The following is a 17,203-nucleotide window of genomic DNA, read 5'->3' as shown; positions in this document are numbered from 1 at the left end:
CATAAATTGCACGGTTGTATATTTGAAATTGCTTTCAAATAACCTTGACCAACTCCCGCTTCATTTTCTTCCCGATAACAAGCAACACCAAATCGAAAAAATGTGTTATTATTAAATAATGGGTTCCAATAAGAAAGAAAGGGTGTTGGTTCTTGAGTAGGTCGATCGAAACAATATATATATTGGAAAATCCGGAGAAGAATATGGTTAAATTCGCTACTGATTACCAGCTACGCTATGACGATATTATTAAAGAAGTGTTCGGTGTAGCCTGTTTAAATGATTTATCGATGATGATTCAGTTCAACAAAAGTTTCCAAGATAGCATTTGCAAGAAAGATGGCATAACTGCCGATAAAATTTCCCTCAATTGCGTTATCCGAATTGCTTCAAGAAGTGAATTGCTTCAACTAAAAAACCAAATTCTTGCAGATACAGAACAAAATCAAGCACCAGCGGCCACCATTCCCTGTCCGTTTGACAATATTATTCAATTAAAAGACGGAATTTATCAATGGGACGAGGAACATTCGCACTATGTTCGAATTACGGTTGTTGCCTAACATTCAGCGGACTAACACATATCTCGAATAACGTACACCCCCTCAAAAAATGGTTTCTTGAGGGTTTTTATTTATCTCCAGTTGACTTATGCATTGAGTTAAAAATGGGTACAATTTTGATATTTAACCTTCATATTTTTTCTCGGAGGTGAGAAATGCAATGAAAAGATTTTTTGTTCTCCTCATATCGATTGCGCTGCTCTATTTTTCTTGGCCGGCGATCGAGCAAAAACTCGGTTTGACTGGCGACAATCATTCCATTAAGGAAATTCAATCCGAAATTAATAGCATGAAAAGCGATCCGAAAATCATTGCCGCTTTCAATTCTTTGTACGATAATGTGCAACAAGTTGTCAACCAACTTGCGCTTCACTTGAATAAACAGCCGCTCGGTAATCAAACGGAAGAACAATCTCCGGGTGAAAAAATAAACTTAAAAACGCCGGCTGAGCAATTGTTTTCCATCCATAATATTGAACTTGGTGAAACCAAAGCAAAGATTGAACAACAATTAGGACCGGCAAACCGTTCCTCAGCTAATGAGTATGGGACAAATTGGTATGCCTACCATGACCACTACAGAAACTTTTTCATGGTAATGTACGACCAAAACAATAAAGCTGCCGGATTATATACCAATCAAAATCTGATTGCTTCGAAAAAGGGAATCAAACTAGGAACTTCTAAAGAATCAGTCCGTAAGCAGCTCGGGGAACCATTAAACCGTATTCAAAAGGGATTCATGATTTACCAGCTTGAAAAAGACCGCGATTATGATGTGTATTTGTTAAACGATGTTTATATCACAATTTTTTATGATAAACATGAGGGAAATACGATTACAGCCATCCAGCTAATTACTAAAGACATGGAACAAGGAAAAACAGAATTATATCCAAAGGCGAGTGCAAACTTAAAACAAGGCCTTGAGTATCAACTATTTGATTTGACGAATGCTGCCCGAGTTGAGCACGGACTTTCCATCTTGAATTGGGATCAGCATGTTCAAGAAACCGCACGAAAACATAGCACCGATATGGCGGTTCATCACTACTTTGATCATACCAATCTGAAAGGACAATCCCCTTTTGATCGAATGAAAGAAGATCATATTATTTTTTACCTGGCTGGAGAAAACCTTGCTTACGGCCAATTTAGCAGTATTTTTGCCCATGAGGGTTTGATGAATTCGCTCGGACATCGTGAGAATATTTTACGGAAAGGTTATAAATATTTAGGTGTTGGGGTTGCCTTTAACGATCAATCACAGCCCTACTATACCGAAAACTTTTATGCTAAATAATCCGCTTAGGAATTAGGTTTTTCAAACAGGTTATATTATATACGAGCAATGATTTGCTCAAAACTTCGTTCGGGAGTGATGGATCATGGCGAGAAACAAACTTTTGGTTCCTGGTGCAGACAATGCTCTTGATCAGATGAAGGAAGAGATTGCAGGCGAGTTTGGAGTCGAGCTTGGTGCTGATACGACCGCACGAGCAAATGGTTCCGTCGGTGGTGAAATGACAAAGCGCCTAGTCGCCCTCGGCGAACAAGTAATGAAAAAGCAGCAATAACAAAAGGGTCAGTCCGCAATCGATAGGGCTGACCCTTTTAAGTTGACTAATGAAGTAATATTTTCCCATAACATATCGTTTTATATTAACCATTATCGTGAGAAATGTTGTATGATGAAAACGTACCATTTTTACCAAGAGGCTTCTGAACAAAATATTCAGAACCTTCCTACTTAATAAATAGAAACTTTCCGATTAGCTAAAAAAAAATAGGAGGTCTATACGTGTGCTAAGTAAATCATTGATTGAGGACGTACTGACAGCGGCTTTGTCCACGGGTGGGGATTTTTCCGAGATTTTCGTTGAAGATCGGTTTACAAATAATATCACTCTTCAAAGTGGCAAAATAGAAACCAGTCTTTCCGGGCGAGATTTCGGTATCGGGATCCGCGTGTTTAAGGGCTTGCAAAGTGTCTATGCCTATACCACCGATCACAGCAAGGATGGCCTGTTAAAGGCGGCGAAAAACGCGGCACAAGCGATCAGTGGAAATAATCTCATTCAATTACCCCCACTAGTACATGAATCAGTTGAAACGGTTCACCCCGTTCAAGTGCTGCCGCTGGAGGTCGAAAAAGCACGGAAGGCGGCGATTATGAAACAGGCGTATGAAACGGCGAAAAACTATCATTCTAGCATTTCTCAAGTAAAGGTTCGCCTTATGGATGAGGAACAGAATGTGATAATCGCTAACTCCGAAGGAAATTGGATTGAAGACAAGCGGGTTCGTTCAAGATTGGCGATTCAGGCAATCGCAGTCCGCCATAACCAAATGGAAACAGGCTTTTACGGACCGGGTGCCCATCAGGGATTCGAATTTTTTGAAAATCTCGATATGAATCATTATGCCAGCGAAGCAGCAAGGATAGCAGTCACAATGCTCGATGCCAGCCCCTGCCCCGGCGGAAAGTTCCCGGTCATTATCGATAATGAGTTTGGCGGCGTCATTTTCCATGAAGCCTGCGGTCATGGCCTGGAAGCAACTGCTGTCGCTAAAAATAACTCGGTATTTGCAGGCCATCTTGGAGAAAAGGTGGCTCCGGAGATTGTCACCTATATTGATGACGGCACCCTCCCAAATGAGTGGGGCTCCATCAATATTGACGATGAAGGTGAAAAAGCGAGGAAAAATGTTCTTATCGAAAATGGGATTCTAAAAGGCTATTTAATCGATAAATTCAACGCGCGCCGGATGGGAATGGAATCAACCGGTTCAGGGAGAAGAGAATCCTTCCGTTTCGCTCCAACCTCAAGAATGACCAATACGTATATTGCACCGGGAAAATCAACACCCGAAGAGATCATCGCCAATACCGAGTACGGGATCTATGCAAAATACATGGGTGGCGGACAAGTGAGCCCGGCTACAGGTGATTATAACTTTGCCGTCATGGAAGCATATGAAGTAAAAAATGGCAAGCTAGGCAAACCTCTCAAAGGGGCCACGCTCATTGGAAATGGACCGAAAACGCTGCAGCTTGTCGATATGGTCGGCAATAATTTGGGCCATGGCGCGGGAATGTGCGGTTCCTTGAGCGGGAGTATCCCGGTAAACGTAGGGCAGCCGATGATCCGCGTCAGCGAAATAACTGTCGGTGGAACAAAGGGGGAATAACGAATGAACATCGAGGAATTCCAATCAAAGCTATTCGATGCAGCGCACAGCAGCGGTTTTACAGAGACTGAGATCTATTATGAAAAGAAAGAAGTTTTTGGCTGCCAAATCTACCAAGGGGAAATTGACCAATATGAAATTGCCGAAGACGGCGGCGTTTCTTTTCGGGGCATTTTTAACGGAAAAATGGGTTACGCTTATTCCGAAAAGATCGATGAGGGATCCATCCCCTTCCTGTTAGAAAGTGCCAAAGAAAATACACAGATCCTAAATGAAGAAGAACGTGAGGAAGTTTTTGCCGGCAGCAGCCACTACGAGAAGCGCAATTTTTTCTCAGAATCATTAAATAAAGTGACTATTCCGGAAAAAATCAAGTTTATTCAAGATGTGGAACGGGAAATTTTGGCGGCGGATCCCCGCATTGTTGCCACCGATACCTGCCAGATCCGGACGGAAGCGCTTACTAGATTCCTCATTAATAACAAGGGCTTGTCTCTTTCTGATCGGGTCAATTATTTATATTTGATATTGGAAGTCATCGCCAAAGAGGCGGAGGAAACAAAATCTGCCTATACCTTTCATGTGACAAAGGACTTTCATAGTTTAGATGCGAAAGCCATCGCTCAAAAAGTGGTCGATGAAACACTCTCTCAATTAGGAGCAAGGAACATCGCAAGTAAGGATTACCCAATTCTTTTAAGAAATGATGCCGCGGCCAGCTTGCTGTATACGTTTTCAGCTAACTTTTCCGCTGAAAACACACAGGCAGGTATTTCCGCATTAAAGGATAAACTTGGTGTAGCGATTGCTGCTGATAAAATCACCATCGTTGATGATCCCTTCCTTGAAGACGGATTGGCGAGCAGGACGTTTGACAGCGAAGGGGTGGCTTCTAAGAAATTGACATTAGTCGATTCCGGAACGTTAACATCGCTGCTTCATAATCGTAAAACAGCGGAAAAGGACCGAACTGAAACAACTGGGCATGCCCATAAAGATTCTTATAAAAGTGCTGTTAAAGTTGGACCTTCCAACCTTTTTATTGAACCATCAACCACGTCTTTTGAAAACTTACTGGCATCGATTGATGAAGGTGTTTTAATCACCAATCTTTCCGGTCTCCATTCTGGAACGAATCTGGTATCCGGTGATTTTTCAGTTGCTGCCAATGGATTTTACGTAAAAGATGGGAAAATTCAATACCCGGTAAACTTAATGACTATAGCGGGTAATTTTTATCAAATGCTGCACGATGTTGAGGAAGTTGGCTCCGATTTAACCTTCCCGCTGCTACCAGTCGGCTCCCCATCGTTGTTGATAAAATCGTTATCAGTTACGGTGGAATAAGTTCATTTTTATGTAAGTAGATTTGCGCGAAGGGGGCAAATCTACTTTTCTATTTTATTAGCGAATTTGCGATGTATATTAGCGATTTTGCCGCTATTATTAGCGAATTTGTAAGGTTTATTAGCGTATTTCCCCTTTTATTAGCGATTTTAAAAACACTTAAAATGATGAAAGACTAAACTCAAAATTAGGTTCAGCCTTTATCAAATTCGCTTTTTATATCATCAATCAGTTCCGATAAAATCCCTTCTTGATACCCCGCTTTTTGATGAAGTTTTAATGCCGCTACAACCTCGGCAAGTTCAGGGGATGTGACGGTATCCAATTTGGTAGTCCTGCTCGTGATATCTTCATCTGAAATCGTCTTAAAATAAGCCTCAGCATCCATTCTCCAGCATGTCACGTGTTCCTTATATCGATCCTTTAATCGCTGTGCCATCGAAAGTCCTTCAGGGTCCAAATCGCTGGAATAATAAAGCTGACAGCCTGATTCCACTAATAAATCCAAGACTATCCAACTTGCTGTCCGAAATTGCCCATGGGTGCAAATCACTGGTGCTTCGGGAACTTCATCGACAATCGTCGAACAAACACTTGAATTTTCTAATATCCAAACCTTATTGCCCTTAGCTGGCCAGATTTTTTTGAGCTTTAGTAATTCTTTCAACGGCACATTTAATACTGTATCCATACTGAAGGCAGACTGCCAAACCGGGTGCATTCCCGTTTCCCCTTCAGCCAGTAACCCACGACAAGTAACAAAACTCCATAAATCATCCCGCATAAGCCCATAGAAGCTCAATAATTCATTCAGCTCTTCTGCTGTTTTTGGCACAGCTGATTCGTGAAATCCCTTCAATTGCTGATCAACGTATAAACAATGAACCAGTAATTTTCCTGGAATTTGATTATTGTCAAAAAAATGCGGGTTACCAGCGGTTCGCTGTGCAAATACCGGTAATCTTTCAAACTTATGATCCCTGTATGGTAGAGCTCGAAAAGCCTGAAAAACCATAGATAGTAATTCCTGCAATACAGCTGGATCCTGCTTGTACAGTGACCAAATCCAGCGGGAATCCGGCCGTTTTGACTCAATCCAGTCCCACCACCAGCTACCTTCAGGAACCGCCGACTTAAGTGCTTGGAAAAATCTCTTCTCTTTTTCCTCTTCTATGCTGTTTTCCTCACTTTTCGTGAGGATTGATTCTCCTAACACCGCTTCAAGTAGACCTACAAGAGTGTAATCGGCGAAACCAGTTTGGGCTAATTCTTTTTCAAAAGAAAGTAAGCTTACTTTTCCTTTTCCTAGGACAGTCTCCACCGGTTGTCCTAAAAATCCGGCAATCGATTCCACTTCTTCAACTGAAAAATTGGCAATACTAACGGAACCGCCGATTCTCCCAAGGGAACGGTATTTTTCCTTAAATAAACCAAATAGTTTAAGAAATCCGGGCTCTTCCTTGAAAACCTGGAGCTTGTCATTCATTTGGAACCAGCTCCATCAAAGGATCCTGATCGACGACCAAGGTGCGCTGTTTTCCGTCCCACTGATAACGAATCAGCGTAACAAAATCAGCATTTTTTGGCCGCACTAACTCACAAATGGACAGACTTGAAATGGTGTCATAATCTCCCCACAAGCTTTGAGAATTCATGATATAGTTAAAGCCCAGCTGTTCAACCACTTCAAACATATCGCGAATATTGTTCTCATCGACACCAGCAAAGGCCTCATCAAGAGAAATGATATATGGAGCCATTGCCGCTGCCTCCTTATACCTTGAGTAGGCTGCAGTGAACAACGGTATATACATCGCCATTGCTTTTTCACCGCCGCTAAATTTAAAGAAAGCATTGTTTGTTAATTCTCGTTTCGGCTCATTTACCCGTTTATACGAGAGAACAAAGGTAAACCATTTTCGGTAATCAAGCACTTCTTTCAATACTTGATGGAGTGTCGAGCCTTCGTTGCGTAATTGAATTAACTCCTTCGCTTTTTCAATTCTCGATCGGAAATGCATTGTAATTTTACTTAAATCGTCCTCATTTAAAAATTTACTATTCCGCTGCAAAAGCTTAACCAAATCTTTCGTATCCATTTCTTGCTCGGATTCCGCTGTTAATGGTTTCCAAGCTATCGAGAAAGTTAAACCAGATGAGTTATCACGGCTTTCCATGATTTTATCCATCTCACTCACCCATTGTTCAGCTCTTTTAATGCGGTTTCTTAAGATAACGCCAACGCTGTTGACAATAATATCTTCATAAAGCTGACGATCTTGTTCGTCTAGCCAGCTTTTTTGATCTGCCAGTTCTTTTTTTAATGAACTGTTAACGAAATAAGGGCTGACCCGCTGACCTTTATATTCCATCAAAATCAACCGGCGGCTCTTCAGTTGATGCCACTCATCCATAAACGGCTGGTAATAATCGCCCCATGCCTCTAAGAACCATTCCGGACGTTCGGCCTCTTCGGTGTATTCAAACATTCTATATTCAGTTAAAAAGACTTGTTCATTGATAAACGCCTTAGTTAACTGTTCATTCAGCTTGGAACGGTCGTACTTGGCGAAAATAGCTTCCAGCTGCTTGATGATTTTATCAGGCATTATTTCCTCAACCTCAACAAAGTTGCGATTGATTTCCTTGTTCACCAGTTGTTCCCATTCAGCGGCCATAAAAGACCAAAATCTAGCACTCGTTTCGGCAGCCGTTCGCTCTTTTTGAAGGGAATCAAAGTTTGCTTCATTTTTAGGTATGACTTCCAACAAATGCTGAAGCCCAGCTTCCGCTTCTGTTAATTCCCGTTGGACTTGTTGAATCCGCTGCCTTACTTCATCAATTCCCTTAAGTTTCAACTGCTCTTCAATGGATTTCACTTCAGCTTGTTCTTTTCGAAGTTGGGATTCCTTAACGTTTTGTTCCCCTTTTAACTCGTCTAATTCCGCCTCCATATCGTTTAGTCGATGCAGTAATTCATCGATTCTTTTACGTGCATATAGGCATTTCAAAAAAAGATCTTTAAAACCATACAAACGTTCGCGATAGCTTTTAGCAGCTTTTTCTGCTTGAGCTAAAACCTCTTTTGACAAAGACAGATTTAACTGGCCGCCATGTTGATGAAGTTGAAGCTTAATGGCTTGAAGTTTGCTGTGCACCATTTTCCATTGTTCATCGAGCTGTTGCAGGAATTTTTTTTGTTCCTCTAAATGACGATCGGTTTTTTCAATTTGCAGATTGACATCACTTAAGTCTTGATCGGTCGGCATCGTTTGTTTCCAAACTTCCGTTTGCGCTAATTCATGATCGTATTCTCGAAGTTGAATGTTCAGCTCTTGTAGTTGTAACTGGAGCTGCTCGAGAATTTGTTCACATTCTTTGACTTTCTCCTGCTGGTAACGTTTGCGGGAAGAGCGTCCGATATATTTGGATGGGCCTTCATTTGGAGCATGCCCCACTAAACAGCCAAGCGAATACGAACCATCAACATCCAGATGAAAACCGCTATCTCCTTTTTCCACTGGAATACTTCTTAGCACTTCATCCACGAGCTCATTGGAAATGGGACTGTCCTCCGCTAAATCTGGACGCAGATAGTCAGCCAATGTGTACCCCAGTAATTGTGGTTCCGGCCTGATGATTCGATCAGAATTTGGAGCAATTGTTTTTTCAGTGATTAAACTGTCCAATATCCCTGTTTGTTTTAAGGCTGATTCAACCCGCTCCCTCTGTTCTTCGGTCAGATGATCCTGAAACTCCACGGCAGCATAAAACGGAACATAGGCTAGCCCGTCTTCAAGCAGTTTTGCTCGAAACTCTTCTGTATCTTTGGCGCGTTCAGGATTCGGCATTTTCAATGTCTTCCAGTAATGTAAATCTGCCTTGGCAGCTTCAATCTCCTGCACTTTGGCTTCAATTGAATTTTCCACCCATCTTTTCTTTGTTCGAATTTCAGTCACAAAATCAGCAATCGCACTAAAAAGCTTTTCCCTTACTTGATCATAACGATTTTCTTCATATAAACCTTCTATGGCTCGGGCAATTTCTTGACGGCTCTCATTCGTGAAAGTGAGTTTTGCATGTTCTTCCATCCAGCTAAATATGGAATGCTCAAGCTTTTGTTTTTCTTCGATAAACCATTCCGATAAATGATCGAGATTTTTCCGTAATTCATCCACTTCCCGCTTCTTTTCTGAAGATTGCCGCTGGAGCCTGTTATGCTCCTCTAACAGCCGATCTTCTTCATCAGCCAGCTGTTTTAAGTGGCTAAGTAATTGTTCATGCTCGCCAATTTCCTTTAACCAAATGGAAAAATCAAACTCCTTAGGCTGATGTCGTTCAAAGCTACTGACATTCACCTCATGTTGTAAAAACGCGGCCTCCTCGGCATCAAACTCTAAGTCACCAAGAATATTTTCCATGTTAACTTCATACTGCCTAATCTCTGTTTGGGTTTGTTCCCGTTCCTGAAGCAGGCGGTTATACCCGTTATTTTTCAGATCCCACTTCTTTTGAAGTGAACGGATTTCATTCAATAGGGTATTGCTGTTTTCGATCTTTTTACGTTTTTCCTCTTCGAGATTCCAGACCTCGTGCCGTTCCAGCCGTTGTTTGTCCGCTGCCGCTATTTCTCTTTGCTGGACAAATTCTTCTTTCTGCAATCGCTGCTGTTCGATCTCCTTGCTAAGTTTTTCAACTTGAGCCGTTAACCACTTAACAAGTTCATCAGCTTCGCGATATCTTTTTAAAGCCGTTTGCCATTTGGCCGCTCGTTCCGCCAATATATATTGGTTATAAAAATGATACTGGGTTACCAACCGCTCACTAGAAGCATATTCCCGCTCCAGCTGCTCTAGCTGCTGCTGGGTCTGGTCCATGCTTTCAATCGTGTCCGACAATGACCGCAACTCATCATCTGTTAAAGGCGGCAAGGCGGATTCCAATATTTCGTATATAACTGTCGGCTTAAAATCTTTTGAAAGCTTCGGACTGCGTAATTGGATGAGAAGCTTGATCAAGTCCTCGTAGGCTTCGATTGACTGAAAACCAAATATATACTTATTGACAAGTTCCATATATTCTCGCTGTGAATGGACGACAAAGCCGCCTTCACCGATGCGATTCTCCAGTTCCTTTGCGGAAAAAGGCACTCTGTCCCCTTGCTGGTTATGGGTCAGTTGTAAATCATAACCGATTCTTCGATTATCTGTAATCACAAAATACCACGACTTGATTCCTTTATACCTTTTCGCCTGCATGCCGATCCCTGTGGTAATGTAACGTTCCATTCCAGCTAGTTTGTATTCGATAAATAAATATCCTGTCCGTTCATCGCGATCCACCACTTCTTTTTCGCCAAGCAGATAATCTTCCATCCTGCGGGCTTTAGAACCAAACGGATCCAAGCGGTCGGGAGTTTTTTTCCCATCTAATAATACTGGCAAAAAGCTTTGCATCGTAACCGATTTACCCGAGCCGTTTGTGCCGCGAAGAAGAAGTTTCCCGTTTGAGAAATGAAAAACCTCATCATCGTAATACCAAAAATTCAGTAAGCCGGCTCGATTCATTACCCATTTTGCTTCTGTCAAGATTCCTTTCCTCCTTTCAAAAAGTCTGTCGGATACTCACCCGTCATGACTCCCAACAATGATTTAAGCCGAATGAGTGATGATTCTGAATCTACTTCCACCATCATCCAATCCTTCATGGCTCGAATCAGCTCGACACGAATGGAACTTGTGCTCATATCGCGAAAATACTTGGCCCATCCTGTTCCTTTTTCCCTGCGCAAATCATCAATCATCTGTTCGAATTCTCCTTCCGACAGCAGTATTTCCCCATTTTCATTTGCCTTGAACCGCTCAGGCTGTTGATGAATGTATTTGGATAATTGGAGAATAAGATCAGTTGAAGCCTTCGTATTCGGAAAGGTTTGTTGATACTGCTTAGGCTCGGCTATCGATAAAAAAGCCGTATTTTTATAAACATGAAGTTTGTAATCACTATGCTTTTCAATATCTTCAGCTAACCGATTTCGGTAATTGCGAATATAGAGAAAGTCAGGATCCTGCTGGTCATTTCGATGCAAACCTGGTGAAAAGAACAGTTTTCGGTATACCTTTTTTCTTCTTTCATCCTCCTGATTTAACTTCCAATCTTCCTTAAGCAGTTCGCCCCAATGCTGATAAGTGGAAAAATCATCGGGATAGGTCCTCATAAAGTAGCGGCTATAAACGGTTGCCTCATATAAAACTTCCTGCTCTTCATTTTGGTCAAAGCAGCTAATATCGCCATCAATGATCCGAATTAAGCGGAATTCCATTAACATCTTCACCGCTCTAATTAACGATTTTCGATGGGAATAGAGCGTCCAATCAAGCGGAAAATCTCCCGGATAATCCGTCTGAATGTCCTGACAAAGTTCTGAAAGCAGAAACTGTTCATCAACTGCCTTTCCCTCCAAGAAAGCAAGCGCACAGCAAAAAATAGCATAATCCATCGGTTCTTGAAACTCTTGAATCCCCATCCATTCTTCAGGTTCCACCGGGATTTTTTCCAGCTTAATGAAATGCTGGTGTACAATCATGCGCAAACCGAACTTATCATCGAGATATCTACGCAATACTTTTTCTCGTTCACGGATCATTTGATACCACTCCGGTTGTTCGGCACGAAGAATCCAATAGTGATGAAATAATATATCCATGGCTTGTCTAGCTTTTTCATCAAATAATTGTGTCTGCTCCATTTGATCACCTCATTTCTTCAAACACGAACGTGGCATCGGGCATTTGTAAATTCCCATCTTCTGCCTTAAGGGTAATCATTTTTTGACTATCCAGTATTACCTTTACTCGCAGACCGTAATCCGTCTTGACTACCCTATCTTTATTTGCCATTGATTTCCCTATCCAGCTGAGCATCACCTTACGGATAAATGGTTCCACCGAAGGTAGTGATGACAGGGTAATTTTTCCCTGATTCATATATTTTTCGATTAAACCTTTCTCTTGTTCTCGTTCCTTTAAATATTGTTTTCGCTGCTCTTCTTTCTTTTGTTCATTGGAGATAAATGCACTTGGCTTCGTTTTTTCTCGATAACGAACCGTCCGTGGTTTAATGGTTAGTTCCGTCGGTGCCTCTTCCCAAGTATCGACATGCAGATTTTCGGTCGTCGCTTCTTCTAATTGGAGATGTTGAATAGTCATGGAACCAAACACAACAGCAGATAGTTTATGGGCTTCCTCAAGTTGATGACAATCTGCAAACCATTTGGACAACTGTAGATAGTCTTTTTTCCGGCTCCGGAAATGCTGCTGCCTCTCCCCTATACGCTGAACATACCTGGTCATGCGGCGAATCATTTCATTCGTCTGCCATTGTAAAATATCCAGCTCGCTTTGTTGGGTAGTGGACCCTAAAAACCATTGTCTTAAAGAGGACCAATATTCTTCATATTCCGTTTGCCAGTCAGTTGCCGATGATGACATATCCTCAAGGCGCGGAATTGCCCCACGGTGTTCGATTAATTTTTGAAAAAAGGGTTGCATGTTGTTGATCGCAAGCTCGCTAAGTAGTTGTTGAATTTGCAGCGAAGTTTTTTGCAGGGAAACAATAAAATCCCGCAAATAGGTAGTAAATTGATTTTTATAGACTAAAAACGCCTCGGTCTGCATCCGTTGGTCTGTCTGTTCACTATTAATATAAGCGATATAATCGGCCGTACTTGTACGGATAGTTTGGAAATAACGAAAAACATCTTCCCACATTCGCATGTATTCTTCAGCCGGTTTGGATAAGTCGTGTTCCAGTTCATTTTGAAGGGTGGTCAACGCTTGGAATAATCGGTCAAATTGGGAGCGTTCTAACGATCCTTGAAAGGTGTCACCTATTTTTTCGAGGTTAACCATCATTCTCTCAATCTCAACCGTATACGGTGTACATTGATAACGAAATCTTTTCTTCTTGTATTCTTCAATTGTTTTAGCATTGGTCATGTCTTGGCGGGCAATTAAATTATTCCATTTAACGAGCTGTGCTAATTGTTGATGGAGCTGCTCCTCTTGGTAATCAGCAAAGGCCGGAATCGAACGCATATGCTCCAATATTTCCTCCGGCGCAAGAAAATCTCTCATTCTCTCATGCTGATGATAAAAATAACGGAGAATGGTTCGATAATGAGCAGCAGAGTCCGCTGTTAAATAGCTCGCTTCAATTATTTTCTTCATGGTTGAATCCAATGGGCATCATCCTAAATTATATCTATTAATAATATTTTATTATATCGAATTTAGGATTAATATGTAAAAATATAGGGATTAATTCTTTTTTTTAGTAAAATTTTGTGGGAAGACAACGAGGTAGGATCTTAAATTTGTGTGATGAGTTCTATAGGACAATTTTGTGGGTTTTTTAGTAATTTTGTCCTATAGAGCCCTTCTATGGGACAATTTCGGAGGATCTGGAGCCAGTTTTGTCTCATAGCGCGTTTCTATTGGACAGTTTTATAATTATTGAAGTGAGTTTTGTCCCATAGGAGTCGATTATGGTAAATATTTTATTTTTTCTTTAATAGACGTCCTAGGCTTTGGTTCCGGGATTTCCTCCGGATAGCCGACGGCAAGGACACCGAGGACATCATAGTTTTCAGGAATCTCCAGCAGCTGTCGATTCGATCCCTTAATGGCAATCGATGACCAAAAGGTCCCTACTCCCTCCGACCAGGCAGCTAAATTAAAGTTTTGAATAAAGCAGGCCGTAGCAGCTGCATTTTCTTCGGTTTCCACTTTGGTTGCTCCGTGCCTTGATAATACAGCCATTACAAAAGGGGCATTTCCAAAGTTGGTTTTATGATTCAACTTCTTTCTTGTTTCAGGTCCGATCACACAAATTTCCCACGGTTCCGTCAATCGGTGATTAGGAGCCATAGCAGCAGCCTCCAGCCACTGCTGGATTAAATTCGAATCCACCGCATCGACTTTAAATTTTTTGATATTCCGTCGTGATTTAATCAAATCTAATATATTCAAGTTATTAACCTCCCTATTTTGTTCAAGTCCATTGTAATATCATATGGTTTCAAAACCAAATAAGGTGCTTCAAATGTTCAATATGAAACAGGAGTATTTTTTGAAGGTCACGAAACGATAATTCTCTTTAATCTTTTAAAGAGAAAAAGGCCAAACTCGCTCCAAATCCATGCATAAACAAAAGCAAATAAACCTATCCCAGCTGTGGTAAGGAAGGAAAAGGAATTGGATACAACCGGACCTAAAACCGGAAATTTAATTGCGTATAATAGTGTGAGTATGCCGCTAGTCAAAAAGAACGCACCACATAAAATAATACTGATTCTTTTTCCAAAAAAATGAAACGCTCCTCCTAAGCTCAGTCCCAATAATCCGGTTGTAAATGGAAACACAATTAATTCGCTCGGTTCAAGTAGCAGCAGCAATAGATTGGTAAGTATATAGGTGATCATTCCAAGTGGAACAGAAAACATCGAGCATATAAGAATCGGCGCTGTTGAAAAAGGGCTGATTAAATAACCTGCGCCCGGCAAAAAACCTCCTGCCGATTGCAAAAGAGCAGCAATTGCAGCGAACAGAGCGGCCGATACCAGCCGTTTTGTTTTTGCTGTCTTCTGAAAATCTGTTTGAGCTGGCTTGACACTTTCTAAAATGGATTTAAAAAAATACATAACATCTCCCTCTCCGTAAAAGATAGATTCAATTAAGGCTATTGAAGCCTATAAAATAAGGGAGATGCTCCCTTGCTTTTTCAAGTACCAGAGGCAATTGAACATGGAGATAACAGTTCCTGCTTTTTATCATACGAAAGTACACCTGCCGTTGACTCTGCTTTTCAGTTTTTAAGGAAAGAACAGACATGCTCTTTCTTTGTATTGCAATCTTTTCAAAACCTGTAGAAAGTAAACAAGGTCAGTCCATTATATGACTGACCTTACTGCAACATGTATTATTCAGCTGTTACCTCAAGGGTTCGGATATAATGAAGCATCGGTAGGAAAATAGCTGGCGAGCCAGCGGATAGAGTGACACTTTCTTCAATCATCAGGTCAAAAGTGTCTTCTTCTGCTAACCACCCTTCATTTTTATCTTGGCGACATCCGGATTCCGCCATCTAAACGAATAACTTCCCCATTTAAATATTCATGTTCCATAATAAAGGTTGCTAGTTCGGCAAATTCAGATGGCCGTCCTAATCGTTTGGGAAACTCAACACTTTCCGATAGTTTTTTGATGACCTTTTCGGATAATATATCTGCCATTGGGGTCATAAATAAGCCTGGGGCAATCGTATTCACGCGAATACCAAATTCTGATAAATCGCGGGAAACAGGGAGCGTCATTCCAGCTACTCCGGCTTTACTTGCACCATATGCAGCCTGCCCCATTTGTCCGTCAAATGCAGCAACAGAGGCGGTATTGATAATGACTCCTCTTTCACCGGAATCAGTCAGGGGTTCATTATTTTTCATTTCATTAGCCGCTAATCTTAAAACATTAAAAGTTCCGATTAGGTTAATTCCAATGACTCTATTAAAATCTTCCAGCGGCAATACACCCTTCTTCCCAATTGTTTTCCCAGGGGTACCGACCCCTGCACAGTTAACACAAATATGAATAGCTCCAAAGGCCTCGATTGCTTGTTTAATTCCTTTTTGAACCGATTCATCATCAGCTACATTTACAATTGCGGATTGGACATTCTCACCTAATTGCTCGACAGCTTCTTTTGCTTTCGATTCATTTAGATCAAAAATAACCACTTTAGCCCCTTTTTCCACCAGCCTTGTGACAGTGGCTAAACCTAAACCCGATGCTCCTCCCGTAACTACTGCAACCTTATCTTTTAAATTCATATTCTTACATCTCCTTTACTTTTTACTTTTTTCCAAAAATTCCCTTATCTGCAAATTCATTTATGGTTTCCTTATTAAAGCCTGCTTCCTTTAATATTTCCTCCGAGTGGTAACCCGTTTGTACACCTGTAAATCGGTACTGAGCAGGCTGAGTTGAAAATTTAATTGGAAACGCGATCTGTTTTTGGCTCTCTCCATCTGTTTTAGGAACCGAAACGACCAGTTCCCTAGCCTTAACGTGCGGATGTTCAACTGATTCTGAAAAATGAAGTACAGGTTCGACACAGCCGTCAAAATCATCACCAAGCAGATCTAACCATTCGTTAAATGTTTTCTCTTTGAAGGTTTTAATAAGTATCTGTTTAAAAGCTTGCTGATCGTCTTTTCGCTCGCTGCTGCTTAAGGTTATCAAGTTAGGATCGCCGATCAGATTACATAATTTTGCTTGAAATTGTGGTTCGAGACTGCCAACTGAGAAATAACGATGATCTTTCGTTTCATAATAATCATAGAAATGACCGCCATTTAATAATAGTGACTCAGGTTCCGGTTCCATGCCACCAACCAAATAACCTGAACCAAACAGTGCATTTAAGGAAAATACCGAGTCCGTTATGCTAACATCAATATATTGCCCTTCCCCGGTCTGACCCCGATGGTACACCGCCGCCAAAATAGCTATTACCGCTGGCATGGAGCCCCCTGCGAGATCGGCAACCTGAATCCCTGCAGGAACCGGTGCTTGACCTTTCCGGGAAGAATAACTTGCAGCACCGGCTAGTGACAAATAATTAATATCATGACCCGCCCGGTGCCGAAGCGGGCCGATTTGACCGTATCCCGTAATCGAGCAAAAGATAATTTTGGGATTGATTTGTTTTAATGTTTCATACCCAATTCCCAGTCGATCCATGACACCCGGTCTGAATTGCTCAATTACAATATCGTATTCCTGAATTAATTGGTATACGACCTCTTTTGCCTCATCTTTTTTTAAGTCTAAAGCTAAAGACCGTTTGGAACGATTTAAATGGGCAAATGCAGCTGACACCTCACCATCCATGGGTGGAAGATGCTTTGTTAAATCATCTCGAGTAGGCGATTCTACTTTTATAACCTCTGCTCCCATATCAGCCAGCATCATCGTTGCAAATGGTCCAGGAAGGAGTGTTGTGAAATCCAAAATCTTTAAACCTGTTAAAATCCCCACTTCGTT

General features: G+C 41.3%; 13 protein-coding genes. 5 read left to right on the top strand and 8 right to left on the bottom strand.

Features of this window, described 5'->3' with window-relative positions:
• The first annotated feature begins 152 nt into the window (after positions 1–152).
• The 5 genes from RCG24_RS05210 (at position 153) to RCG24_RS05190 (ending at position 5,102) form a co-directional block, all read left to right on the top strand.
• On the top strand, positions 153–563 hold the full coding sequence (locus RCG24_RS05210; RefSeq protein ID WP_202651391.1) for a hypothetical protein: 411 nt from the start codon (positions 153–155) through the stop codon (positions 561–563).
• Positions 564–723: 160 nt separating this feature from the next.
• A complete protein-coding gene (locus tag RCG24_RS05205; RefSeq protein ID WP_202651393.1) occupies positions 724–1,866 on the top strand; it encodes a CAP domain-containing protein in 1,143 nt (380 codons plus the stop codon).
• Between the two features lie 85 nt (positions 1,867–1,951).
• Complete coding sequence (locus RCG24_RS05200) at positions 1,952–2,140, top strand: alpha/beta-type small acid-soluble spore protein (RefSeq protein ID WP_202651395.1); 189 nt, start codon at positions 1,952–1,954, stop codon at positions 2,138–2,140.
• A gap of 226 nt (positions 2,141–2,366) precedes the next feature.
• Positions 2,367–3,755 carry a TldD/PmbA family protein gene (locus tag RCG24_RS05195; protein ID WP_202651397.1) on the top strand — a complete coding sequence of 463 codons (1,389 nt, stop codon included), beginning with the start codon at positions 2,367–2,369 and terminating at the stop codon, positions 3,753–3,755.
• A 3-nt stretch (positions 3,756–3,758) separates the two neighbouring features.
• A complete protein-coding gene (locus RCG24_RS05190) occupies positions 3,759–5,102 on the top strand; it encodes a TldD/PmbA family protein (protein WP_202651398.1) in 1,344 nt (447 codons plus the stop codon).
• Between the two features lie 193 nt (positions 5,103–5,295).
• Here RCG24_RS05190 and RCG24_RS05185 read toward each other — a convergent pair whose 3' ends face one another.
• From RCG24_RS05185 to RCG24_RS05150, 8 genes are all read right to left on the bottom strand, one after another.
• On the bottom strand, positions 5,296–6,588 hold the full coding sequence (locus RCG24_RS05185) for a TIGR02679 family protein (protein WP_308078501.1): 1,293 nt from the start codon (positions 6,586–6,588) through the stop codon (positions 5,296–5,298).
• Complete coding sequence (locus tag RCG24_RS05180) at positions 6,581–10,690, bottom strand: TIGR02680 family protein (RefSeq protein ID WP_308078500.1); 4,110 nt, start codon at positions 10,688–10,690, stop codon at positions 6,581–6,583. Before RCG24_RS05180 ends, RCG24_RS05185 begins: the two co-directional genes overlap by 8 nt.
• Positions 10,687–11,850: a TIGR02678 family protein gene (locus RCG24_RS05175; protein WP_308078499.1), complete on the bottom strand. Its 1,164-nt coding sequence runs from the start codon at positions 11,848–11,850 to the stop codon at positions 10,687–10,689. Before RCG24_RS05175 ends, RCG24_RS05180 begins: the two co-directional genes overlap by 4 nt.
• Positions 11,851–11,854: 4 nt before the next feature.
• On the bottom strand, positions 11,855–13,342 hold the full coding sequence (locus tag RCG24_RS05170; RefSeq protein WP_308078498.1) for a TIGR02677 family protein: 1,488 nt from the start codon (positions 13,340–13,342) through the stop codon (positions 11,855–11,857).
• A 303-nt stretch (positions 13,343–13,645) separates the two neighbouring features.
• Positions 13,646–14,131, bottom strand: a complete 486-nt coding sequence (locus RCG24_RS05165; RefSeq protein ID WP_308078497.1) for a nitroreductase family protein — start codon at positions 14,129–14,131, stop codon at positions 13,646–13,648.
• Between the two features lie 107 nt (positions 14,132–14,238).
• Positions 14,239–14,802 carry a hypothetical protein gene (locus RCG24_RS05160; RefSeq protein ID WP_308078496.1) on the bottom strand — a complete coding sequence of 188 codons (564 nt, stop codon included), beginning with the start codon at positions 14,800–14,802 and terminating at the stop codon, positions 14,239–14,241.
• Positions 14,803–15,216: 414 nt separating this feature from the next.
• Positions 15,217–15,987: a 3-hydroxyacyl-CoA dehydrogenase gene (locus RCG24_RS05155; protein WP_308078495.1), complete on the bottom strand. Its 771-nt coding sequence runs from the start codon at positions 15,985–15,987 to the stop codon at positions 15,217–15,219.
• Between the two features lie 22 nt (positions 15,988–16,009).
• A complete protein-coding gene (locus tag RCG24_RS05150; RefSeq protein WP_308078494.1) occupies positions 16,010–17,197 on the bottom strand; it encodes a CaiB/BaiF CoA transferase family protein in 1,188 nt (395 codons plus the stop codon).
• Between the last annotated feature and the right edge of the window lie 6 nt (positions 17,198–17,203).

Origin of the sequence: Neobacillus sp. OS1-32 (assembly GCF_030915425.1) — a bacterium.
Classification (GTDB): Bacteria; Bacillota; Bacilli; order Bacillales; family Cytobacillaceae; genus Neobacillus; species Neobacillus paridis.
Note: the sequence above shows the minus strand (reverse complement) of the source record. Positions and strands in the feature narration are given on the sequence as shown.